Consider the following 23,009-nt stretch of genomic DNA (forward strand, 5'->3'; position numbering starts at 1 on the left):
ATGAAAAAACATGGCGCATTTTTTCAGGCACTCTGTTTTGCTTATAGCTTAAGTCATGCTGCCGTGGCCAGTGAGCCAGCCAAATCCAATCTTGATGCTGTTGAGCAGCAAACCTTATATTTAGCAATTGTGCTTAATCAAGCACCCAGTGCCGTATTGGGTGAGTTCATCCAAACATCCAATGACCTATTTATTGCTCGTGACACACTGCAGGCATTGCAACTAAACGTCAATCTTGCCGATGCGGCCGGACATGCTGGATTTATACGGCTCTCCCAAATTGCTGGACTCAATTATAAATACAATGAGTCTGCGCAGAGTATCGAACTGAATGTAATACCAAGTTTGCTGCAAAACACCACCGTTACCGGCTTTGTACCGATGGCAGCCGCGAAAGTAAATCCCTTGCAAATGAAGCCGGGAATGTTGATCAATTATGATTTTTATAGTCAGGCCACAGAGGACTTATGGTCGCTGAGTGGTTGGAATGAACTGCGTTTCTTTGGCTTTGATCGTGGAAGTTTTTTAAGCGTATCTGCCAATTATGCTTATAGTAAAACGGATCAATCAGAGCACTTCAACAGTCACATTCTAGATAGTTATTGGCAAAAGGATTTTGCAGATCGGGCTTTGACTCTAACCGTCGGAGATAGCCAATCTCGGGCTTTAGATTGGAGTCGCTCCACCCGAATTTCAGGGATTAAACTGGCAAAAAACTTTAATCTACAACCTTATCAAGTGACTTCACCGCTCGCGTCGTTTAAAGGTTCTGTACTATTACCCTCAACCGTAGATTTACTGATTAATGGGATTAAACAAAGCAGCAGTGAACTGCCACCAGGACAGTTTAATATTCAGACTGCACCGTCGATTACGGGTTCAGGCACTGCGCAGTTGCTGATTACCGATTTGAATGGCCAGCAACGCATTGTCGATTTTTCTTTGTTTGGTACCTCAAAGTTATTGCAACAAGGACTGTCCGATTGGGATATGAACGTGGGTGTAAATAAGCTCAATTATGCGGTTAAATCATTTAGTTATGGCCATGATCTACTTATAAATGCCAGTTATCGCTATGGTTTGAGCAACGACACCACGGTTGAGAGTCATACTGAGTATTCAAAGGATGTGGCCTTGGCTGGATTTGGTGTAGTACATCGCTTACCAAAAGCTTGGGGCATCTTAAATGGTTCCTATAGCTACAGTGAATTGGCACAGCAGGGGGGGCAGTCCTTTTCAGTGGGATATGAGTGGAATAATCGCTGGCTCAACTTTTCAATGAATCATCAACAAAGTGATGCTACTTTTGGTGATTTGGCCAGTGCGCTAGGCTATAGCTACAGTGATCGTTCAGACCATATCTTTGTTGGACTAAATACGGATTTAGGTCAGTTCGGGAGCAGTTATGTTTCCCAAAAAAATCTTGATCGAGAAAGTGAATATTTGATCTTAAACTGGTCCTATTATTTTCCTTCTAGAAGTTATTTAAGTTTGAATATGAGTCGTGATTTAAATGATCGTAGCAATACGTTTTTCATGTCTTTGAATATTCCACTAGATCGCCAAACCAATGCCTCACTAAATGCCCGAAAAGAAAAGGATCGTAATCGATACACCGCAGATATACGTAAGACGGCTGTACAAGATCAACCCGATTGGGGATGGCAGGCCAATGTTGATTACAGTGATACGCGTAATTATAGCTTTCAAGGTCAATTACAACGTGAAACGCCGAAAGGGCAATGGGATCTCGGCTTTCAAAATACCAGCATAAATAGTCAAGATTATCGAACCTTGATTGCTGGAGCACGTGGTAGTCTATTGGCCATGGACAGCCATTTTTTTGCGATGCGTCAATCGCTTAACTCATTTGCAGTGGTGTCTACCCAAGGGGTACCCGATATTCCTGTACGTGTGGAAAATCGTCTGGTTGGGAAAACCAATGCCAAAGGCTTATTGCTTCTCGATTCACTCAATCCATATCAACATAATGCGGTTACGATTGATCCATTGGATTTGCCATTGGAGTATAAAATTGAATCGACACAACTGGATGCAGTGCCGCAGTACTTAAGTGGTATTTATCTGCATTTTCCCATTTATAAAGTACGATCTATACAAGTCGTTGCTTTAGATGAACAGAATAAACCGCTGAAAATGGGTAGTCCGGTCTGGGTGCAAAAAACAGCACCAAATCTGGATGATGTTGAGCATACAATCGTTGGGCGAGATGGCGTAATCTATCTGGAAAATCCAGCGGTCTCTCAGATGTTCATCAATCAAGATGGCAAGCTTTGTCGTCTTGATTTACCAGACTTTTCAACACAATATGGCTATCTAGATTTGGGGAGCTTAAAGTGCCAAACATTATAAATAAGCAGAATACTAGACCTCCACAGCTTACTTTATCCGCTACTTGGTTGCTTGGCTTGCCTTTGGTATTGGGTGTGGCATTGCTGAGCAGTACATCAGCACAGGCTGGTGGTGCATGTTGGTTATCCGGCCCTGCTTTAAATTTTGGCGCTGTGTCTGTAGCGGGCAAAAGTAGCTCAACCAATTGGCAGGTTACCTGTAATCATTACAAGCATACGGAAGCTGTAAATGTGACACTTTGTCCTTTTGCGACTGTTGGTGGACTAGGATTGGCTAACAACAGACGCCAGATGGTATCTTATGCCGCTTGGCCACATTCCTTTTTAACGTATGATCTGTTTTATGACCCAGCCTTAACCCAACGGATAGATACGCAAGCCAGTGCTTCGACTTTAAAATGTATTTCCCAAAGCATTGCTGTGGGGGAAAATCAAAAGGTTTTTAATTTGCCGATCTATGGTTTTGTGTATGCTGGGCAGACTGTTGCAGCGGGCAGTTATCAAAATAATAATGATATCTCTGTGACCTTACTTTATGGATTGAGCCAGAATAAACCATTAAGCATGGAAGATGTACTAAGCACGCAAACAGGTAATCAGGCGACCAATGCCCTTAGGGTCACGACCAATTACGAAAATAGTTGTAATTTGATCGCGGCAACCGATCTAAACTTCGGTCAAATTAATGATTTATCTAAAGATATAAGCAGTTCTAGTGTTGTGACTTTGGCATGTCCGTTAAACACTTCATGGAAGATAAGTTTGGATCGTGGGGTAAATGCCAATGGCACAACGCGTCGTATGCGTAAAGGTTCAGATTATATTGCTTATGAATTATATAAAGATGCTCAAAATAGCCGAGCTTGGAGCAATAGTGTAACTGAACAAGGAAGTGGCAGTAATTCGAGCCAAAGTATTTATATTTATGGAAAGGTCGGGAAAAGTGCGATTGTACCTGCACCGGGTGATTATCAAGATACGATTACCGTCACTTTGACCTATTAATAACTAATTGCAACCGTCACTTTATCGCTGTATTGACCAGCAGGTACATTGGTATCGGTTTGTTTGACTTGCCCCCAAACCGGAATTTTTTGAGTATTACCTGTTCCAGTATTGCTATAAGCATCTTGAATATCATAGCCAAAGGGTTTGCTCTGATTTGCATCTTGATACAGCATATAGGGAATGCTGAGGTTATTGATCTTGGTGTTGATCATCAGGCGTGGACTTTGTAGCGCCACGCGATAAGGCGTCCCTTGGGTACATGTGACGGCTAAATTATTATTGGCATTGGCATCTTTTGAGGCGCGGTCAATCGTTCCAAAATCAAGCTCTGAACCGTCGGCTGTTGAAATATTACAACTTTCTTTAATGGTGATCCGGACATTAAATTCAGACGATTCTTGGTTGACTGCATAAATTGGGGAGGACACCACAACTAGCACAACAGCAAGTAAACTAAAACGTGTTAATTTCATACGGTGTCTTTTTATTACACATATTCATTCTTAATAGATTACTACGATTTTCGGTTAATTCCCTATAAAAATATATCGTTATTTTTAATAGGTCGTATAAATAATAATTTGGTTAGTCAAATGACTAAGTAAAACGGTGGTCTATCCGTTCTTTTTTTTTAGATCAATATTTTGAGCTGTATTATGTGTCATAGCTTTCACTGAATTGATCATAATCACAATAGAGTTATATTACTTGCTGTGTCCCTGAATATTTCTTCCAAAATAATCTAAAAAATAGGCTAAAAAGTGCCAGCGCAGCATAACCAAGTTGCAGAAAAATGCTGTATGAATGCTGTAAGAATGCTGTAAGAATGCTGTAAGAATGCTGTGCTGTAAGAATGCTGTAAGAATGCTGTAAGAATGCTGTAAGAATGCTGTAAGAGTAAGCCTAATTCATTTTTAGGTGAGGGGCGTTAAAGCATAAATTGTATGGCGTTCCATCACCACATACTGGAACGCCAAATCATGTACCCCATAAATTTTATGGGCTTGGGTTTGGATACTGCTGATGGATTTTTTCAATTTCAGCCAGTAATTCATCTGAGAGCTTAAGAGTAATACTGTCGATATTGGTTTTAAGCTGATCTAAGTTGGTTGCACCAATAATATTACTGGTCACAAAGCGTTGCTGGTTGACATAAGCCAAGGCCAGTTGCGCAGGATCTAGCCCATGTGCTTTGGCTAAGTCGACATATAACTGGGTGGCTTTCTCAGCATTTGCACTTTTATAGCGACCAAAACGTGCCCACTTGGTAATTCTTGCACCTTCTGGTAATGCACCATTTAGATATTTTCCAGTGAGATGTCCAAAGGCCAAAGGCGAATAAGCCAACAGTCCCACTTGTTCTTGTATCGCGATTTCTGCATTACCCACTTCAAAGCTGCGATTGAGTAAATTGTAAGGATTTTGGATCGAGACAATTCGTGCGAGATCGTACTTTTCCGCAAGTCTTAGGAATTGGCTCATGCCCCACGGGGTTTCATTGGATAATCCAATATGGCGGATTTTACCGGCTTTAACCAAATCATCTAACACCATTAAGGTTTCTAAGATGGGCGTGCTGACTTCATCCTCAATATGGTTATAGCCTAATTTTCCAAAAAAATTGCTGCTACGATCGGGCCAATGCAATTGATATAAATCAATATAATCCGTTTGTAAGCGCTTTAAGCTGTCATGCAGGGCCTGTGCAATATTGGCCTTGTTGTGGCGACTTTGACCAGCACGGATATGATCTGTCCCACCATTGGCTGATGATGGCCCTGCGACTTTACTGGCTAAAATCAGTTGGTCACGTTGCTTTGACTTTGCTAACCATGTCCCAATATAGCTTTCGGTTAAACCATAGGTTTCAGGTTTAGGTGGGACGGGGTAGAGCTCTGCAGCATCAATAAAATTAATGCCTTGGGCAGTTGCATAATCGAGTTGTGCATGTGCTTGTTGCTCGGTATTTTGTTCGCCCCAAGTCATCGTGCCGAGGGCGATTAAACTGACATCGATTTCGGTCGTGCCGAGCTTTCTATATTTCATGCTGCTTTCCTTGTCGGGCGCGTGTGATATTTTGCTGAAAATTTGAGTGAATCGTTTTACTCTATAATTTTGTTCAGCTTTTGTCTAAAACTTATTGAGAAAATTTAAAGATGGGGGCTAACCATGACTTTAAGAAAATGCTTTAGAGTGGAAGGGGATTTAAATCATTTTTTCCACTGAGCATCATCGAGTTGGTAAATAGCTTCATCACGACCTTCATTCGGGTCTTGATGTAAAAATGCAGCATTCCAAGCCTGAACCGTGGTTTTTAAAATAGGCGGGGTTTTAAAGGATTCAAACAGGTTGTTTTCTATAATGGCTAAATTACTGTCTATTTTTAATCGAAACGGAATTTTATATTGTTTTTTAATAATGACATCTGCTTCTTGAAAATTCCAAAAAAATATAGTCGGCTGTTGGGTAAGCGGTTCGATTATTCTTATGGTCGTCTTTCCTTTCTTTTCAGGTGTTAAACCATAATCATCTCGATGTTCTTTCGGCCCACCTAAACCCTGAGCAAAAACCCATAATGTGTTATTAAACGTTCCATCTTCATTTAAGCCAATACGAATCGCATTTGCCCACATTAAGCGCGTATTCTTGCCAAATAAATGTGTTGCAGCTGAACCAATACGGATATGTGTGCCAATAAAAACTTTATGGCCTTTGCTATCTTCAATAAAGCCCTCTGTATTGGGAAAACCATCTCCATAGACCAGTGAACTAATATCCATATATTTATTAATGCGCTCTATCCGAATCATAAACTCATGCCATACGTCTAAGGTGGGGACAAAAGTCGCACCTGTCATATCTTGTGCGGTTTGAGACAGAATAAATGCGTGGTTTTCACCGCCATAATAGGATTTAAAAATAAAACTGCGTGGACTTTCAAATTTTATTTCAGGAACATTAACGTTAAGTGTGCCTTTCGGTTTATATTTTTCATCGGCATAGTTTTGATCGTGCCCAAGTAGATTTGCAGGGAAAATATCTAAAGGCTTTGACGGATTTGATTCTATCTCAATTGTTTTTAGTTCTTTAGAGCTGCTTAATATAGGTAGGTCGATATTTGATCTTGACCAAACTCTTGAAGTAACACTTCCAGCAGGAATTTTGTCAGGAGAATTAGAATCATAATAACTATTTCCCAAAGAAAACCCACGATTATCACCATGAAAAAATAAGCCTTTTGCTTCAAACTGTCTATTCGGGTGAAATGAGCGTAGATTCATTTGATAGGCGGCAAGCGTAACCAGTTTAATCTGGACATCTTTGCGGTTTTTATTGGGATCAGCAGGTGTGGTCATGACCGAAGCTAGCGTGGTTGCCATCTCTTTAATCCTTTTATTGTTGTTCTAAATATTCTTTCAAATATTGTTGTTTTAGGGGGTTAAGTGAAATTAACAGTTGTTCTAATTCTTCTAAACTTTGCATTTCATAAATTCTAGATGCATCGATATTTTTACTTTCTATATTGGGATAGAGAACAGTAAAACTTATACAATTGAGAAGTTCTCCTTTTTTCGATTTTCATTCATATAGTCAGCCATAAACGCCTGTAAATCTTCTGTATTTCTCCAAATATCAGCACGACAAGTATCCCAGTAATAGACTGTTTTTAATTTGGCTTGCGCTTTGGTTAAAAAATAAAACTCAGCATCATTGGTTTTAGGATACAGTTTTTCATCAAAGATCATTTGCTTGGCTTGATTCTGTGTATCGATATACCAAGTCCAATCCACCTCTTTATCATAATCACGACCACCACCACCTTGATAGGGCATATTGCTGCGTTGCCCAGCTTTGTTCATGGTTATCCAGTAAACATTCCGGTTGGTGAAATTCATGCTTTTGGTTAAAACTTCATTTCTTAAAGCTTTCACCTTAATCAATCCATTTTCAGGGACTGTCAGAGAAACGCCTAACGGGTCAGGTTTTAAGTCTTGCCCATCTGCTTGGGAAAAAACCACAAAAACAGGACCAATAAATGCTTCAGGAACGAGAAATACAACAGCAGGTTTCATGGCATCTTTCCAATAATGAATCAGTTTAGTGGTGATGATTAATCCAACCAATAAACAGATCAGCAGCAGGAGGATTTTTTTCTCAGTTAAATTTATTTTTTTGATCATGGGTGGTTGCCATCTCTTTAATCCTCTTTATTTTGTTCTAAGTATTCTTTTAAATATTTTTGTCTTAACGGTATTATTTCATTTAGTTTATTTTCTAATTCAGGTACTGAATAATCACCTAAAAAATTCTCATAGGTTAGTTCTTTTTCATCCATCTTTTGATAAGAAACATTAAATTGCATGCAGCTAAAAGTACTAGATGGTTTAACTTCTTCTTTTCCAAAATACCAATTCTTTCTAGAATCCTCTAACTCTGTAACACTTGTCCAAATATCAGCACGACAAGTATTCCATGAATAAACTGTTTTTAGTTTTACTTGCGCTTTTGTTAAAAAATAAAACTCAGCGTCATTGGTTTTAGGATACAGTTTTTCATCAAAGATCATTTGCTTGGCTTGATTCTGTGTATCGATATACCAAGTCCAATCCACCTCTTTATCATAATCACGACCACCACCACCTTGATAGGGCATATTGCTGCGTTGTCCAGCTTTGTTCATGGTTATCCAGTAAACATTCCGGTTGGTGAAATTCATGCTTTTGGTTAAAACTTCATTTCTTGAAGCTTTCACCTTAATCAATCCATTTTCGGGGACTGTCAGGGAAACGCCTAAAGGGTCAGGCTTCAAGTCTTGCCCATCTGCTTGAGAAAAGACCACAAAAACAGGACCAATAAATGCTTCAGGAACGAGAAATACAACAGCAGGTTTCATGGCATCTTTCCAATAATGAATCAGTTTAGTGGTGATGATTAACCCAACCAATAAACAGGTCAGCAGGAGGAGGATTTTTTTCTCAGTTAAATTTATTTTTTTGATCATGGATGGTTGCCATCTTTTAATCCTTTTTATTGTTGTTCTAAATATTCTTTCAAATATTGTTGTTTTAGGGGGATAAGTGAAATTAACAGTTGTTCTAATTCTTCTAAACTTTGCATTTCATAAATTCTAGATGCATCGATATTTTTACTTTCTATATTGGGATAGAGAACAGTAAAACTTATACAATTGAGAAGTTCTCCTTTTTTTCGATTTTCATTCATATAGTCAGCCATAAACGCCTGTAAATCTTCTGTATTTCTCCAAATATCAGCACGACAAGTATCCCAGTAATAGACTGTTTTTAATTTGGCTTGCGCTTTGGTTAAAAAATAAAACTCAGCATCATTGGTTTTAGGATACAGTTTTTCATCAAAGATCATTTGCTTGGCTTGATTCTGTGTATCGATATACCAAGTCCAATCAATTTCTTTATCATAATCACGACCACCACCACCTTGATAGGGCATATTGCTGCGTTGCCCAGCTTTATTTAGGCTTATCCAATACACATTTCGTTTGGTGAAATTCATGCTTTGGGTTAAAACTTCATTTCTTGAAGCTTTCACCTTAATCAATCCATTTTCGGGGACTGTCAGGGAAACGCCTAAAGGGTCAGGCTTCAAGTCTTGCCCATCTGCTTGAGAAAAGACCACAAAAACAGGACCAATAAATGCTTCAGGAACGAGAAATACAACAGCAGGTTTCATGGCATCTTTCCAATAATGAATCAGTTTAGTGGTGATGATTAATCCAACCAATAAACAGATCAGCAGCAGGAGGATTTTTTTCTCAGTTAAAATAATTTTTTTGATCACTCGTCATTCCATTGATGATTGATGTCGTCATCACCTGAATATTTAAGTTCTAATTTTTCAGATTCTGTTGCTGTTTGAACCCACTGAGTTTGTTGTTTTTCATTTAAATGCGCATTGAATTGATAGCTATGTTTTGAATTAAACAGCTTAAAAGGCAAGTTTTGAATTTGCTCATCACTGATTAAATGAAATCCATGATTAAAGCCGTCAAAACTCGATATAGGTAAATTGGGCAAGGTACTTATGACCTTCGCACCATGCTCGAATGTGTGTTGGCCTGCAAACACTTTAAATTCTTTTGCTGTCTTTATGGTTATGCCATCAGCGGAAATAATAATCTGTGAACCACCAGCCATGGTCTGTCCTTTTATATTTTTTATGAACCGATATCTTTAGCACAGCATAATTAATTTTAAAATATGACTTCTATTGTTGTGGTGCAACGGCTGGCAGTGCTGTTGTGAGTATTTGAATTAAGCTTTACAACTGGTTTTACAGTGCAGCGGTGAAATGCTACAGGGTTGCTAGCTATTTCCAAAAAATTAGCCCACCACCATTTCCTCATTTAAATAAGTCTGCCTAAACTCAGAGGGGCGCATGCCAGCATGCCGTTGAAAGAAACGACTAAAATAGGCAGGGTCTTTAAAGCCAAGTTGATAGCAAATGTTATTAATCGCTGTGTCGGTAAAAATTAATAAGCGTTTGGCTTCTTGCATTTGCCGATCATAAATTAATTTTTTAGACGAAATATCGGCCAAGCGACGGCAAATATCATTCAGGCGCGTTTCGGTAATCGCTAAGTGTTCGGCATAGTGTGTGAGTGACCAATGTTGATCATAATGGCTCTCGATTAAGGCATTAAATTTACGGAAGATTGCCAGATCATCACCGCCATTTTTAACCCGAGAAGGCACGGCTTCAGCCAGACGCATCACCTGTAAAAAAATTAAATTGATTAAGCTTTTTAAGGCGAAGTTTTTGGCTTGTTTATTGGTTTCAAACTCGAGTTTTAATTCATTAAAGTAGGCTTCTAATAAATATAAATCTTTTAAATGCGGGGCATCGAGTTGTTGGTGATGCAGGCAAATGGGATGAATATGTTGGATTTTTAAATCGACTTGCAACAATGGCAAAATCGTACTTTGTTGCACGGTGAGTACATGCCCTTCACAACCGGGATCGGTAATAAAAGAATGTGCAACCGAAGGCGGAGTCAGAAAAAAAGCAGGGGCTTGGCAGATGTATTTCACATCATCTAAAAATACCCGCACCGTACCTTTGCTAAAAAAATGCAGTTGAAAATAACGGTCATGTCGATGCGGCGGCATATGCTGACCAAAAAATACCGCGAGTTTGGCTTGCGCTGCATAATGAATCTCTGCGCCCATATAGCGTTGATCGTAATCATCGCCCATATGTAAATTTGGGATCATTGCTGATTTCATACATTTACATCCATGATAAGTCTTGTTTTTATGCATCTATTTGAAAAAAGGCTTGCAATTAGTTTACATATTAAATATAAAGTTAATATATTAACTAAAACCTAAACTGTCCAGTGAAAAAGACTAGACTATTCGGAAGAGAGTATCAAATGGCGGATTCAAATAAACTTGATACACAGGGAAATATTTTTGGTATTGCTTTGAATTATAAGGATTTGTATTCAACGCTTGAAGCGCAATTTACACAAAAGCCATATGTCAAAGCACCGATAAAACCTGTGTTATTTATTAAGACACCCAATACCCGTAATACTTCAGGGCAAGTGGTGGTCAAGCAACAGGCAGACACTTTACAGGCTGGCCCGACAGTGGGAATCGTGATCGGGAAAAGTACCAGTCGTGTAGCCAAAAGTGATGCTTATGCGCATATTGCAGGTTATGTGGTGGTCAATGAATTAAGCTTACCAGAAGAAAGTTACTATCGACCTGCGATCCGTGCCAAATGTCAGGATGGTTTTTGTGCCTTGGGCGAAGCGGTTGCGATTGATCAGGTCAGCGATATCAATCAGCTGGAGCTACGTGTCTTTGTCAATGGTGCGCTCAAGCAAACTGGCCATACTTCCAATTGGATTCGTACACCTGATCAGATTATCGAAGAAATTTCAGAATATATGCCTTTAAATGCGGGTGATATTATTTTAACCGGTACACCACTCGGTCGTGTTGATTTACAGCATGGCGATGTGGTTCGTATTGAAGTGGATCAGTTGGGTGCGGTGGAAAACACCATTCAAGAGCAAGGGGTGTAAATCATGAAAACTGCACGTATCCGCCACAATGGTGAAGTGATTAATGTTGAAGTATTTGAGGTCGCAGACTCGGAAGCGTTACAGGTTAAACTGCCAGATGGTCAAGTACTGACTGAGCAACAAGTTGAATGGTTACCGCCTGCCACTGGTACCATGTTTGCATTGGGGCTGAACTATGCTGACCATGCCCGTGAATTGGCTTTTGAACCACCGAAAGAACCACTGATTTTTATTAAAGCCCCGAATACCTATACTGGTCACAACCAAAATACCTGGCGCCCAGATCAGGTTGACTATATGCATTACGAGTGCGAATTGGTTGCGGTGATTGGTAAGACGGCTAAAAATGTAAAACGTGAAAATGCACTCGATTATGTTGCGGGTTATACCTTATGTAATGACTATGCGATTCGTGACTTTTTAGAAAATTATTATCGTCCCAATCTACGGGTGAAAAACCGTCATTCAACCACGCCAGTTGGCCCCTATATTATTGATACTGCGTCTATTGCTGAACCGAATAATCTAACCCTACGCACTTGGGTCAATGGTGAACTTCGTCAAGAAGGCACCACAGCCGATATGATCTTCAATGTGCCATTTCTGATTGAATACATCTCATCATTTATGACCTTACAACCGGGTGACATGATTGCAACGGGAACCCCAGAGGGCTTGTCTGATGTGGTGCCGGGCGATGAAGTGATTGTTGAAGTCGAAGGCATTGGTCGGTTACGTAACTTTATCGTTTCGGAAAGCACTTTCTTTCAGAAATAGAAATCGCGTTTAAGCATTGGTAGCAGTCTATTGTTAAAAAATTGATTTTAAGTGAATAAAATCAAAAGGAATTTAAGCATGATTAAGCATTGGATTAATGGCAAGGAAGTTGAAAGTAAAGAAACATTTACCAACTATAACCCTGCAACAAATCAAGCCATTGGTGAAGTTGCCAGTGGTGGACAAGAAGAGATTAATTTAGCCGTTGCCGCTGCAAAAAAAGCTGCACCAGGTTGGGCAAAAACCCCAGCCAAAGAACGCGCGCGTTTAATGCGTCGTTTAGGTGATTTGATTGATCAAAACGTCGATCGCATTGCCGAACTGGAAACGCTCGATACTGGTTTGCCGATTCATCAAACCAAGAATGTGCTTATTCCACGTGCTTCACACAATTTCAATTTCTTTGCTGAAGTGTGTACCCGTTTAAATGGGCATACCTATCCCGTAGATGATCAGATGTTGAACTACACCATTCATCAACCGGTGGGGGTTTGTGGTTTGGTTTCTCCTTGGAATGTGCCATTTATGACGGCAACTTGGAAAACTGCACCTTGTTTGGCTTTGGGCAATACTGCGGTATTGAAAATGTCAGAGATTTCACCACTGACCGCCAATGAATTAGGTCGCTTGGCTTTAGAGGCAGGTATTCCAGAAGGCGTATTTAACGTGGTGCAAGGCTTTGGTGCCACCGCAGGTAATGCCTTGGTACAACATCCTGATGTCCGTGCGATTTCCTTTACGGGGGGGACGCTGACTGGTCGTAAGATCATGGAAACTGCGGGTCTAAAAAAATATTCAATGGAGCTTGGCGGTAAATCGCCAGTGCTTATTTTTGATGATGCAGACTTAGAACGTGCCATGGATGCTGCATTGTTTACCATCTTCTCGTTGAATGGCGAGCGTTGTACTGCAGGCAGTCGTATCTTCATCCAAGAAACGGTTTATGATGAGTTTGTGAAAGAATTTGCCCGCCGTGCGAAAAATCTAATTGTCGGTGATCCACAAGATCCGAAAACCCAAGTCGGTTCGATGATTACCCGTGCGCATTACGATAAAGTCACCGGCTACATCAAAATCGGAATTGAAGAAGGCGCCAACTTGGTCGCTGGTGGTTTAGAACGCCCGTTGCATTTACCCGATCACGTTAAACATGGCCACTTTATTCAACCCACTGTTTTCGCAGATGTTGACAACAACATGCGGATTGCTCAGGAAGAAATTTTTGGTCCAGTGGTGTGCTTGATTAAATTTAAAGATGAAGCAGATGCCTTGCGTTTGGCCAATGATGTTGAATATGGTTTGGCGTCTTATATTTGGACGCAAGACATTGGCAAGGCACATCGTTTAGCCGCAGGCATTGAAGCGGGGATGGTGTTTATTAATAGCCAAAACGTGCGTGATCTACGTCAACCTTTTGGTGGTATTAAAGCCTCTGGGACCGGCCGTGAAGGTGGGGAATACAGTTTAGAAGTCTTCACAGAAGTGAAAAACGTTTGTATCTCCATGGGTTCACATCATATTCCAAAGTGGGGTTAAGCCACCTCTCCCTAACCCTCTCCTTAAAAGGAGAGGGAACTATAAACGGTAAACTCCCTCGTCCTTAAAAGGAGAGGGAACTATAAACGGTAAACCCCCTCGTCCTTAAAAGGAGAGGGAACTATAAATGGTAAACCCCCTCGTCCTTAAAAGGAGAGGGAATTGAAAAACTGTAAACTCCCTCTCCCTTTGGGAGAGGGTTGGGGAGAGGGCTTAATCCTTGAGAGGGTTGGGGAGAGGGCCTAACCTTGGTCGAGGGCCTAACCAGCATTTATAAAAAAATTTCAGGATGAAAAAACCATGGGTAAATTAGTATTAGCTGCAAAAATTACACACGTACCATCCATGTATTTATCGGAATTGCCGGGACCGCAACACGGTTGCCGTCAGGCTGCGATTGATGGGCATATCGAAATTGGTCGTCGTTGCCGTGAATTGGGGGTTGATACCATTGTGGTATTTGATAGCCATTGGCTGGTCAACAGTGCATTTCATATTAACTGTGGCGAAAAATTCGAGGGTGTTTATACCAGTAATGAATTACCGCACTTTATTAAAGATATGGAATTCAGCTATGACGGTAACCCTGCGCTGGGCGAGATCATGCAACAAGAAATTGCCAAAACTGGCATTCGAGTACAGGCACATAACATCAAAAGTCTCGAACTTGAATACGGTACTTTGGTACCAATGCGTTATATGAATGAAGACAAACATTTTAAAGTGGTGTCAGTGTCTGCATTTTTAACCTCACATGAGTTACAAGACAGCCGTAAATTTGGTGAAGGTTTGGTTAAGGCGATTGAGCGCTACGATGGCAATGTCGCGGTGTTCGCCAGTGGTTCATTGTCGCATCGTTTTATCTGGGATCGTGAAGCAGCACGTGGCATGGATTCCTATACCCGTGAATGGGATCGCCAAGTTGATAAACATGTGGTGGGCATGTGGGAACGTGGTGAGTGGGCAGAATTTGTGGAAATGCTGCCTGAATATGCCGAATATTGTTATGGCGAAGGCGGCATGCATGATACAGCGATGTTGCTTGGCGTTCTGGGTTGGGATCAATACGACAAAGCAGTCGAGGTGATTACCCCAGCATTCCCAAGTTCGGGCACAGGACAAATTAATGCCGTATTCCCACTGCCTGATCATTTAGCCTAAGTAATACGATCCTAAGCAATAGGTTGAATCGTTTAGCCTAAGCACTATGACAATAGGCACTTTATCTAAACAGGTGAGTAGACAGTCAGCCTAGGCTAGATCGTCGCCTAAGCGACTTAAAGCAGAACAAGGACATACCAAGGAGCAGCTGCATGCCACATTTTATCGCTGAGTACAGTGCAAACTTAGAACAATCTGTTGATTTTCAAGATTTATTTGAGCAAGTAAATACCTTTTTAGGGGCTACAGGGGTGTTCCCTTTGGGCGGTATTCGCAGCCGTGCGATTCGGATGGATCAATATCGAATGGCCGATGCCAAACATGATTATGCCTTTGTACACATGACGCTTAAGGTTGGTGCAGGGCGAGATTTAGCAACACGGCAACGTGTCGCGACTGAACTGTTTGAAATTATTGATGCTTTCTTTGCCCCACTCAAAGCACAACGCTTATTGGCGATTTCTTTTGAAATGATAGAGCTTGATCCAGTACTGAATTTTAAATCCAATAATATTCATCAATTTTTGCAAGGACAGCACTAAGTCTGTTTCGCTCAGGAATCTTCGCTATGTTAGATAAAGCACAAATTCAAGACTTGGCCTTACAGCTCGATCAGGCCGAGCAAACTGGACAGCAAATGCGTCAGTTTTCTTTGCAATATCCTGAAATGAGTATGGAAGATGCCTATGCGATTCAAAAAGCATGGGTGGCGCATAAAATTGCTGCTGGCCGTAAAATGGTGGGGCATAAGATTGGCCTCACCTCACGCGCTATGCAGGTGTCATCGAATATTAGCGAACCCGATTATGGGGTGTTACTTGATGACATGCTGTTTCAAGAAGGCACTGACTTACCGATGTCGCGTTTTATCGTGCCGCGGGTCGAAGTAGAGTTGGCCTTTATTTTGGCAAAGCCATTATCTGGCCCAAACTGCACCATCTTTGATGTATTAAATGCTACCGATTACGTGGTGCCAGCGGTTGAAATTATTGATGCACGCTTGCATAACGTCGATCCTGCAACGGGGATCACCCGCAAAGTCTTTGACACCATTTCCGACAATGCCGCCAATGCCGGAATTGTGCTGGGTGGTCGTCCAATCAAACCAGATGCACTAGATTTACGCCGTATTCCTGCTATTTTGTATCGCAATGGGGTCATTGAAGAATCAGGAGTTTCTGCTGCGGTATTGAATCATCCCGCGAATGGCGTGGCATGGTTGGCCAATAAATTACATCCGCACGGCATTACCTTACAGCCCGGTCAGATTATTTTGGGTGGTTCGTTTACACGACCTGTAGCAGCACAAGCAGGCGATACCTTCCATATTGATTATGATCAGTTGGGTTCGATTTCATTCCGCTTTGTTTAATCGGGAGTTTGCAGATGTTGGATACCACGAATTATTTTAAGAAAAAACTCAAGACTGAACAGCAAATTGGCATGTGGGTGGGTTTGGCCAATGGCTATTGTGCTGAGATTGCAGCCAATGCCGGCTTTGATTGGTTGTTGATTGATGGTGAGCATGCGCCGAATGATGTGCGTAGTATTCTTGAACAATTACAAGCGATTGCACCCTATCCAAGCCAAGCAGTGGTGCGTCCTGTCACTGGGGATGTACATTTAATTAAGCAGTTACTTGATATTGGTGCGCAGACGTTATTGATTCCGATGATTGAAACGGCTGAACAGGCAGAGCTGATGGTTAAAGCCACCCGTTATCCACCCGAAGGTATTCGTGGGGTGGGGGCGGCATTGGCACGCGCATCACGTTGGAATAATTTGCCCAATTATCTTGATACAGCCGATGAGGAGATTTGTGTACTGGTGCAAATCGAATCGAAAAAAGGTTTGGAAAACATCGATGCGATTTTGGCGGTCGATGGCATTGATGGCGTATTTATTGGACCTGCCGATTTATCAGCGGCCTTGGGCTATCGCGGTCATCCGGGGCATCCCGATGTACAAAAAATCATTGTTGATAGCATTGCGAAAATTCGTCAAGCGGGCAAAGCCGCGGGGATTTTATCGGCAGATGAAGCTTTGGCACGGACCTATTTAGAACTCGGTACTGCTTTTGTTGCAGTCGGGGTAGATACCAGTTTGTTGATGAAGTCGATGACCCAGCTATTGGGTAAATTTAAAAGGCTTGAACAACCGACAGCACAAGGCCCCAGCGTTTATTAATGGCGATGTTCAAGCAAGATGTTCAGGCAATCCGATTAGCGAGAATTTAAAGCTATTCGTTCAATAAAATAGCCTAAGCAATGATTAAGCCCATAGATCAAGGCAGTGAGACTCAGGCAATCGTCATGATCACGCTGATCGATCAAAGTAACTCACCTAAGTCTATGAGAAAAGTCTTAGATCAAGGCTATAGGCCAAAACAACTGATCTAAGACAATCGATCTCAGTACTTGCTCCAATCAAGCTGTCAAAGTTAAAGGTCACAGTCATAAGTCAAAGGAAGATAATAATGCAACTTAACAATGCGAATTTATTTAAACAACAGGTCTATATCAATGGTGAATGGCAAGCTGCGGATCAAAACCAAAGCTTTGCTGTGACCAATCCTGCAACGGGTGCGGTGATTGCACAGGTACCATCGGTCAGTACGAAACAAGTGGAGCAGGCGGTTGAGGCTGCTGCAACGGCATTGCAAAGTTGGAAACTCACGACTGCCAAAGAGCGCTCCCTGCTATTGAAAAAATGGTATCAACTGATTATGGACAATCAGGAAGATCTCGCCACTATTTTAAGTACCGAACAAGGCAAGTCCATGACTGAAAGTCGTGGTGAAATTGCCTATGGTGCCAGTTTTATTGAATGGTTTGCCGAAGAAGCCAAACGCAGCTATGGCGATGTGATTCCACATGACAAACACGGTCGTCGTCTCGTCGTGGTGCGCCAACCTGTTGGTGTGGTGGCGGCGATCACCCCGTGGAATTTCCCGAATGCCATGATTACCCGTAAAGTCGGGCCGGCATTGGCTGCAGGCTGTACCGTGATTATTAAACCAGCCTCTGAAACCCCATTGTCGGCTTTGGCCCTGGTTGCGCTGGCAGAACTTGCGGGTATTCCCAAAGGTGTGGTTAATGTGGTGACGGGGAATGCCCGTGAAATTGGCGGGGTACTGACCTCACATCCTTTGGTTCGCAAAGTGTCATTTACAGGCTCAACCCAAATTGGCAAATTGCTCATGCAGCAATGCTCAGACAGCATGAAAAAAGTCAGCATGGAATTGGGAGGCAATGCACCGTTTATTGTGTTTGATGATGCTGATCTTGATCGAGCCGTTGAAGGGGCCTTGGCATCAAAATTCCGCAACAGTGGTCAAACTTGTGTTTGTACCAATCGCTTTTTGGTTCAAGCGAAGGTGCATGATGCATTTGTTGAAAAACTGGCAACCGCCGTGGCAAAACTTAAAGTTGCTGATGCCTTTACGGCTGGGGCAGAGCAAGGGCCATTAATCAATGAAAAAGCTGTGGAAAAAATTCAGCAACATATTACAGATGCCACTGCCAAAGGTGCCAAAATCGTTTTAGGGGGTCAGCGTCATGCACTGGGTCATACCTTTTTTGAACCAACAGTATTGGTGGACGTCACCTCAGATATGTTGGTTGCCAAAGATGAAACCTTTGGCCCATTGGCACCGATATTTAAATTTAATAGCGAAGCTGAAGCAATTCAAATGGCCAACGATACCGAATTTGGTCTGGCTTCTTACCTTTATACTGAAAGTCTAAGTCGTGCATGGCGTGTAGGCGAGGCCTTAGAATACGGCATGGTCGGGATTAATGAAGGGATTATTTCGACTGAAGTCGCGCCTTTTGGTGGGATCAAAGAATCCGGTTGTGGCCGTGAAGGTTCCAAATACGGCATCGAAGATTATCAAGAACTGAAATATATGTGCATGGGAATTTAAGCCTGATACTGACACTGAGATTGCATAGTCTAGTCCTGAAATCGGTTGACCGTTTAATGCAATCTCATGTGTCACTTTTTAATTCATCTTTTTTTTAAAGTATTATTTTCTTCCAGACAAAAAGAAAGCCCACTATATGTAGTGGGCTTTCTAGAATTTGGCTCTCCAACCTGGGCTCGAACCAGGGACCTGCGGATTAACAGTCCGTCGCTCTACCGACTGAGCTATTGGAGAATCTGAGAGCGATTATAGGGATTTTTTTTGATGGGTCAAGCCAAATTGAGCTTGAATGCATGTTTTGGCTGTTGTTTGCTTTATATTTAATCAAAATGTGATGAGGTGTACAAAAACAAGACTATTGGCTTTAACTCATTTTTCTTTATTGAGGTTGTGAAGCATTGTTGCTTGCGGATCAACGAGTTGAATTTATATTTTGAATTTATATTTTGAATATATGGCTACCATTTAGATATTTAGGATTAGAATCAAAAGAAATTTAATCAAATAGAGCCAAATCATGAAAGGTCAATGTGTCTGTGGGGCAACCCAATTTGAGTTAGCACTTAAAAATCATGCAGTGAACAGTTGTCATTGTTCTATTTGTCGTCGTCAGACCAGTGGTGTGATTATGACCATTGAAGTCGAGCCGGGCAGTTTGCATTTTGTCGAGCAAGAACATCTGGGGATTTACGACTCTTCGGCCTGGGGAGAGCGTGGCTTTTGTAAGCAGTGTGGCACCAATTTGTTTTGGCGCAGTAAAGATCACAGTTATACCAATATCAATGCCTTTGCACTAAACGAGCAGCCACAAGACTTGAGTTTAGCCATGGAAATTTTTATCGATAATAAACCTACGTTTTATGCTTTTGAGGGTCAGCGTAAAACCATGACTGAAGCAGACATTGTGGCAATGTTTAATCCAGCACCATAAGCATAATTATTTTAAATCGCAATGCATAGGTTTCGCTATTTGCGTGGTATCTAGGCATAAAAAACCGCATGTCAATGCATGCGGTTTTCTTTAAAGCTTGATGTAAATCTTATTTTTGTTCAGCAGCAATTGAGGCAATCGCAGCATCAACGCCTTCGATTGAATCTGCAGCCGCTTTAATACGTGCTAAGGCATCAACCAAAACTTCGTCTGCAGTCGCATACGAAATACGCATAAAGCCACCCAGACCGAATGCATCACCTGGAACAACGGCAACGCCTGTTTCTTCTAGTAACCATTCAGAGAACTCGGTGCAAGATTTTAGGCCTTTGGCACGAATCAATGGGCGAATATTGGCATAAGCATAGAATGCACCATCAGCAGGTAAACAGCTAATACCGTTAATTGCATTTAAGCCATCCATCACTAAATCATGACGACGTTTAAAGGCTTCAATCATTGGCTTAAGTACATCTTGTGGGCCATTCAATGCAGCTTCAGCAGCAACTTGTGAAATTGAAGTTGGGTTTGAAGTTGATTGTGATTGAATTTTTTTCATTGCACCAATTAGCTTGGCAGGACCTGCAGCATAACCAATACGCCATCCAGTCATTGCATAAGCTTTAGATACACCATTCAATACGATTACACGCTCATATAGATCAGGTGCAACGGTTGCAATGTTGTAGAATTCATCGCCCCAACGGATTGGTTCATACATATCATCAGAAGCAACATAAACCTGTGGATGTTTACGGAGCACTTCTGCCAAAGCTTCTAATTCTGCTTTGGTATAAATCATACCTGTTGGATTTGATGGGCTGTTTAACACCACTAGACGGGTTTTTTCAGTAATCGCTGCATCTAATTGTGCTGGTGTAATTTTGAAACGTTGGTCTTCACCACATTTCACAATAACAGGCGTACCTTCAGCAATAATCACCATATCTGGATAGCTTACCCAGTAAGGTGCCGGAATAATCACTTCATCACCTTTGTTAAGCAATGCTAACGCAAGGTTAAAGAAGGATTGTTTACCACCGCAAGAGACTAAAATTTGATTGGCTTGATAATCAAGGTTGTTGTCACGCTTGAATTTAGCAATGATTGCTTTTTTTAAGCCAGGCGTACCGTCTACTGCGGTATATTTGGTGAAACCATTATTAATCGCAGTAATGGCTGCATCTTTGATGTGTTGTGGGGTATCAAAATCAGGTTCACCTGCACCAAGACCAATCACATTTTTACCAGCAGCTTTAAGTTCAGCCGCTTTGTTTGTGACAGCAAGCGTAGGGGACGGTTTGATGGCATTGACACGATCAGAGAGACGTACGTCCACGGTATATTCCTTCTTATAGGGATAAAAAATAAAAGCATATTATTTTAGCTTAAAAAAGCGAGATCTTGGGCTGAAAATTTAAATTAATTCAGAAAAAAAGCTTTTTTAGAAAACTAAACCAATAAATTGGCTTAAATTGCAGATCTATGGCGATATAGGTTCGCATTTTTATCAAAAAAAACTTAAAATCTCCGCCAGAAGTAAATTGAGTAATGAAAATGTCGAATCAAAAAAAACCATTGGTAAAACTTCCTTTCCCAATGCCGCAAGCTGCTGAACAGTCGGAAGAAGATGTAACACACAATAATTTTCGCCCTAAACCTGAAAACTATGCGGACCGTACTTGGGCACCACCAAGAGGTACACGTCGTTCTTTTGGGAAGCGTTAATTTCAAAAGGCTAAATTATATTTGAGCAGGTTAGGTGGTTGTGTCAGACCTGCTGATTTATTTTTAAACTATAATATTGCTGTTTTTGTTGATACATCACCTGATCTGCACGTTTAAGCATATCTTCAATACTTTCACCTTGAATCGTGGTGGCATGTCCGATTGATAAGCTGATGGGTTGACTGGAGTAATATTGATTATCAATGCTAAGTAACTCCTCAATGCTTAGTTTTAAGTGACTCACATCGCTATCATTGGCACCCGGCATAAAGATAATAAATTCATCTCCCCCAACACGCGAAGCATTATATGGTGTGTTTCGAATACTTCGATTAATAATATTGCCTATGCGTCTAAGCAGAGCGTCTCCACTATCATGACCATAGTGATCATTGATATATTTTAAACCGTTCATATCAATGAATACCGCGGATACTGGACGTACTATATTTTTTTCTAGACGGTTTAATTCTTCGGTAAAAAATGAACGATTAAACAGTTTAGTCAGTACGTCATGCTTGCCTAAATATTCTAAATAGTTTTCTGCTTTTTTACGGGCAGTAATATCGGTCAATGCGATTTGTACCAGACTCCAATCATGTTCATGTCCTGGAAATACAGTAAATTGCAGCAATACGTTACGAATAGAGCCGTCGAGGGCATAGTTGATCGCTTCACGTTGATGATGAATCCGACCATCCCAAAGTTCGATTAACTGCTCCCTAAAGGTATGTAGGGTTTCATAGGCAAATATTTTATTTAAATTGAGAAATAAACTGGCTTTGTCTGGTGCTTTAAACAGTTCTAGGCTGGCTTGGTTAACATCAAGCAGTAAAATATCATCGATGCATTGCTGAACAAATTCGGGATGCACATCTAAAAAGGTTCGAAAATCTTCAATACCGATGTCGCGCAATTGATCTAAGTTGGTTTTGACACGACTAAAATCCTCTACAAATAGCGCGCAAGGTGAATAGGTGAATCGTGATTCTGCCAAGCGGCGTGCTTGTTGATAAGCACTAATATCTTCAGTGCTGATTAACACTTGGGCTAAATCCTGCTCATGGCCTGGGAGCACCACACCTCTGAGTTTAATGTCGAGTACTTGACCATGAAGGCTGTAGTTAATGGTGGTACTGGTAAACTCAGTTTGACCTTCCCATAACGCAACCAGTTCAGTGATATGGGTATTGAACATTTGCTTTTGAAAAATAATATCGAGGTTGTCGCGTAAATGTTGTAAATCTCGGGCAGCCAATTGATCAAGCGCTTTTTGATTGACCTTGACGATTTTTATTTGATGTGCGCACTGCGTTACACGTTGTAGATCTTGTTCTAAAAACTGACGAAGATCGGTGATGCCTTGTTGACGCCAAAGATCGAATTGTGCTTTTACGCAACTATAATCTTCCACCCAGAGTGGTATTGGTGATAAATCAAAAACTGATGAATCAGAAATATTCATTCTTGTAGACCTAGTTTGCTTTTTATTCAATTTTA

General features: G+C 41.2%; 22 protein-coding genes and 1 tRNA gene. 12 read left to right on the top strand and 11 right to left on the bottom strand.

The genetic code is table 11. The features are described 5' to 3' along the window. Together FD716_RS05780 and FD716_RS05785 are read left to right on the top strand one after the other, a co-directional pair. The gene (locus FD716_RS05780) at window positions 1-2,373 is read left to right on the top strand and encodes a fimbria/pilus outer membrane usher protein (protein ID WP_139851397.1); all 2,373 of its coding nucleotides are present in this window, start codon (window positions 1-3) and stop codon (window positions 2,371-2,373) included. Then, complete coding sequence (locus FD716_RS05785; RefSeq protein WP_139851398.1) at window positions 2,358-3,377, top strand: Csu type fimbrial protein; 1,020 nt, start codon at window positions 2,358-2,360, stop codon at window positions 3,375-3,377. The genes FD716_RS05780 and FD716_RS05785 overlap by 16 nt, the downstream gene beginning before the upstream one ends. Here the strand turns inward: FD716_RS05785 and FD716_RS05790 are convergent. The 8 genes from FD716_RS05790 to hpaA form a co-directional block, all read right to left on the bottom strand. Then, complete coding sequence (locus FD716_RS05790; protein WP_139851399.1) at window positions 3,374-3,853, bottom strand: Csu type fimbrial protein; 480 nt, start codon at window positions 3,851-3,853, stop codon at window positions 3,374-3,376. The two genes, FD716_RS05785 and FD716_RS05790, sit on opposite strands and share 4 nt — an antisense overlap. Window positions 3,854-4,376: 523 nt before the next feature. Beyond that, entirely contained in the window at window positions 4,377-5,426 is a 1,050-nt protein-coding gene (locus FD716_RS05795; protein WP_139851400.1) for an NADP(H)-dependent aldo-keto reductase, read from the bottom strand. Between the two features lie 164 nt (window positions 5,427-5,590). Beyond that, window positions 5,591-6,661: a hypothetical protein gene (locus FD716_RS05800; protein WP_228714912.1), complete on the bottom strand. Its 1,071-nt coding sequence runs from the start codon at window positions 6,659-6,661 to the stop codon at window positions 5,591-5,593. A 264-nt stretch (window positions 6,662-6,925) separates the two neighbouring features. Continuing rightward, window positions 6,926-7,561, bottom strand: a complete 636-nt coding sequence (locus FD716_RS05805) for a hypothetical protein (protein ID WP_228714913.1) — start codon at window positions 7,559-7,561, stop codon at window positions 6,926-6,928. A 17-nt stretch (window positions 7,562-7,578) separates the two neighbouring features. Further along, on the bottom strand, window positions 7,579-8,382 hold the full coding sequence (locus FD716_RS05810; RefSeq protein WP_228714914.1) for a hypothetical protein: 804 nt from the start codon (window positions 8,380-8,382) through the stop codon (window positions 7,579-7,581). A gap of 26 nt (window positions 8,383-8,408) precedes the next feature. Beyond that, complete coding sequence (locus FD716_RS05815) at window positions 8,409-9,197, bottom strand: hypothetical protein (RefSeq protein WP_228714915.1); 789 nt, start codon at window positions 9,195-9,197, stop codon at window positions 8,409-8,411. After that, window positions 9,194-9,553, bottom strand: a complete 360-nt coding sequence (locus FD716_RS05820; protein WP_139851402.1) for a hypothetical protein — start codon at window positions 9,551-9,553, stop codon at window positions 9,194-9,196. Before FD716_RS05820 ends, FD716_RS05815 begins: the two co-directional genes overlap by 4 nt. Window positions 9,554-9,739: 186 nt before the next feature. Next, window positions 9,740-10,642, bottom strand: coding sequence for a 4-hydroxyphenylacetate catabolism regulatory protein HpaA (gene hpaA / locus FD716_RS05825; RefSeq protein ID WP_139851403.1), 903 nt, complete (start codon window positions 10,640-10,642; stop codon window positions 9,740-9,742). A gap of 149 nt (window positions 10,643-10,791) precedes the next feature. Between hpaA and FD716_RS05830 the strand changes: the two genes are divergently transcribed. The 8 genes from FD716_RS05830 (at window position 10,792) to FD716_RS05865 (ending at window position 18,850) form a co-directional block, all read left to right on the top strand. Continuing rightward, window positions 10,792-11,451, top strand: coding sequence for a fumarylacetoacetate hydrolase family protein (locus FD716_RS05830; RefSeq protein ID WP_139851404.1), 660 nt, complete (start codon window positions 10,792-10,794; stop codon window positions 11,449-11,451). 3 nt (window positions 11,452-11,454) lie between these two features. After that, window positions 11,455-12,228, top strand: coding sequence for a fumarylacetoacetate hydrolase family protein (locus FD716_RS05835; protein ID WP_139851405.1), 774 nt, complete (start codon window positions 11,455-11,457; stop codon window positions 12,226-12,228). Window positions 12,229-12,306: 78 nt separating this feature from the next. Continuing rightward, complete coding sequence (hpaE, locus tag FD716_RS05840; protein WP_139851406.1) at window positions 12,307-13,764, top strand: 5-carboxymethyl-2-hydroxymuconate semialdehyde dehydrogenase; 1,458 nt, start codon at window positions 12,307-12,309, stop codon at window positions 13,762-13,764. Between the two features lie 300 nt (window positions 13,765-14,064). Further along, on the top strand, window positions 14,065-14,925 hold the full coding sequence (gene hpaD, locus FD716_RS05845; protein ID WP_139851407.1) for a 3,4-dihydroxyphenylacetate 2,3-dioxygenase: 861 nt from the start codon (window positions 14,065-14,067) through the stop codon (window positions 14,923-14,925). Window positions 14,926-15,077: 152 nt separating this feature from the next. Beyond that, window positions 15,078-15,467 (top strand): 5-carboxymethyl-2-hydroxymuconate Delta-isomerase, encoded by a 390-nt coding sequence (locus FD716_RS05850; protein WP_139851408.1) that lies wholly within the window; start codon window positions 15,078-15,080, stop codon window positions 15,465-15,467. 26 nt (window positions 15,468-15,493) lie between these two features. Then, complete coding sequence (gene hpaH / locus FD716_RS05855; RefSeq protein WP_139851409.1) at window positions 15,494-16,297, top strand: 2-oxo-hept-4-ene-1,7-dioate hydratase; 804 nt, start codon at window positions 15,494-15,496, stop codon at window positions 16,295-16,297. Window positions 16,298-16,311: 14 nt separating this feature from the next. Further along, window positions 16,312-17,112 (top strand): 4-hydroxy-2-oxoheptanedioate aldolase, encoded by an 801-nt coding sequence (gene hpaI / locus FD716_RS05860; protein ID WP_139851410.1) that lies wholly within the window; start codon window positions 16,312-16,314, stop codon window positions 17,110-17,112. A 286-nt stretch (window positions 17,113-17,398) separates the two neighbouring features. Then, a complete protein-coding gene (locus FD716_RS05865; RefSeq protein WP_407641921.1) occupies window positions 17,399-18,850 on the top strand; it encodes an NAD-dependent succinate-semialdehyde dehydrogenase in 1,452 nt (483 codons plus the stop codon). 158 nt (window positions 18,851-19,008) lie between these two features. On the opposite strand, the gene FD716_RS05870 is transcribed toward FD716_RS05865, so the two are convergent. Then, window positions 19,009-19,084 (bottom strand) — tRNA-Asn (locus FD716_RS05870). A gap of 283 nt (window positions 19,085-19,367) precedes the next feature. Here FD716_RS05870 and FD716_RS05875 point away from each other — a divergent pair. After that, window positions 19,368-19,781 carry a GFA family protein gene (locus tag FD716_RS05875; RefSeq protein ID WP_139851412.1) on the top strand — a complete coding sequence of 138 codons (414 nt, stop codon included), beginning with the start codon at window positions 19,368-19,370 and terminating at the stop codon, window positions 19,779-19,781. Window positions 19,782-19,890: 109 nt separating this feature from the next. Here FD716_RS05875 and FD716_RS05880 read toward each other — a convergent pair whose 3' ends face one another. Further along, window positions 19,891-21,120, bottom strand: coding sequence for a pyridoxal phosphate-dependent aminotransferase (locus FD716_RS05880; protein WP_139851413.1), 1,230 nt, complete (start codon window positions 21,118-21,120; stop codon window positions 19,891-19,893). Between the two features lie 218 nt (window positions 21,121-21,338). Here FD716_RS05880 and FD716_RS18825 point away from each other — a divergent pair, with 218 nt between their 5' ends. Continuing rightward, window positions 21,339-21,509, top strand: coding sequence for a hypothetical protein (locus tag FD716_RS18825; RefSeq protein WP_171476992.1), 171 nt, complete (start codon window positions 21,339-21,341; stop codon window positions 21,507-21,509). Window positions 21,510-21,552: 43 nt separating this feature from the next. Here the strand turns inward: FD716_RS18825 and FD716_RS05885 are convergent, their stop codons facing one another. After that, window positions 21,553-22,974: a sensor domain-containing diguanylate cyclase gene (locus tag FD716_RS05885; protein ID WP_139851415.1), complete on the bottom strand. Its 1,422-nt coding sequence runs from the start codon at window positions 22,972-22,974 to the stop codon at window positions 21,553-21,555. Window positions 22,975-23,009: the final 35 nt, after the last annotated feature.

Origin of the sequence: Acinetobacter pullicarnis (assembly GCF_006352475.1) — a bacterium.
Taxonomy (GTDB): Bacteria; Pseudomonadota; Gammaproteobacteria; order Pseudomonadales; family Moraxellaceae; genus Acinetobacter; species Acinetobacter pullicarnis.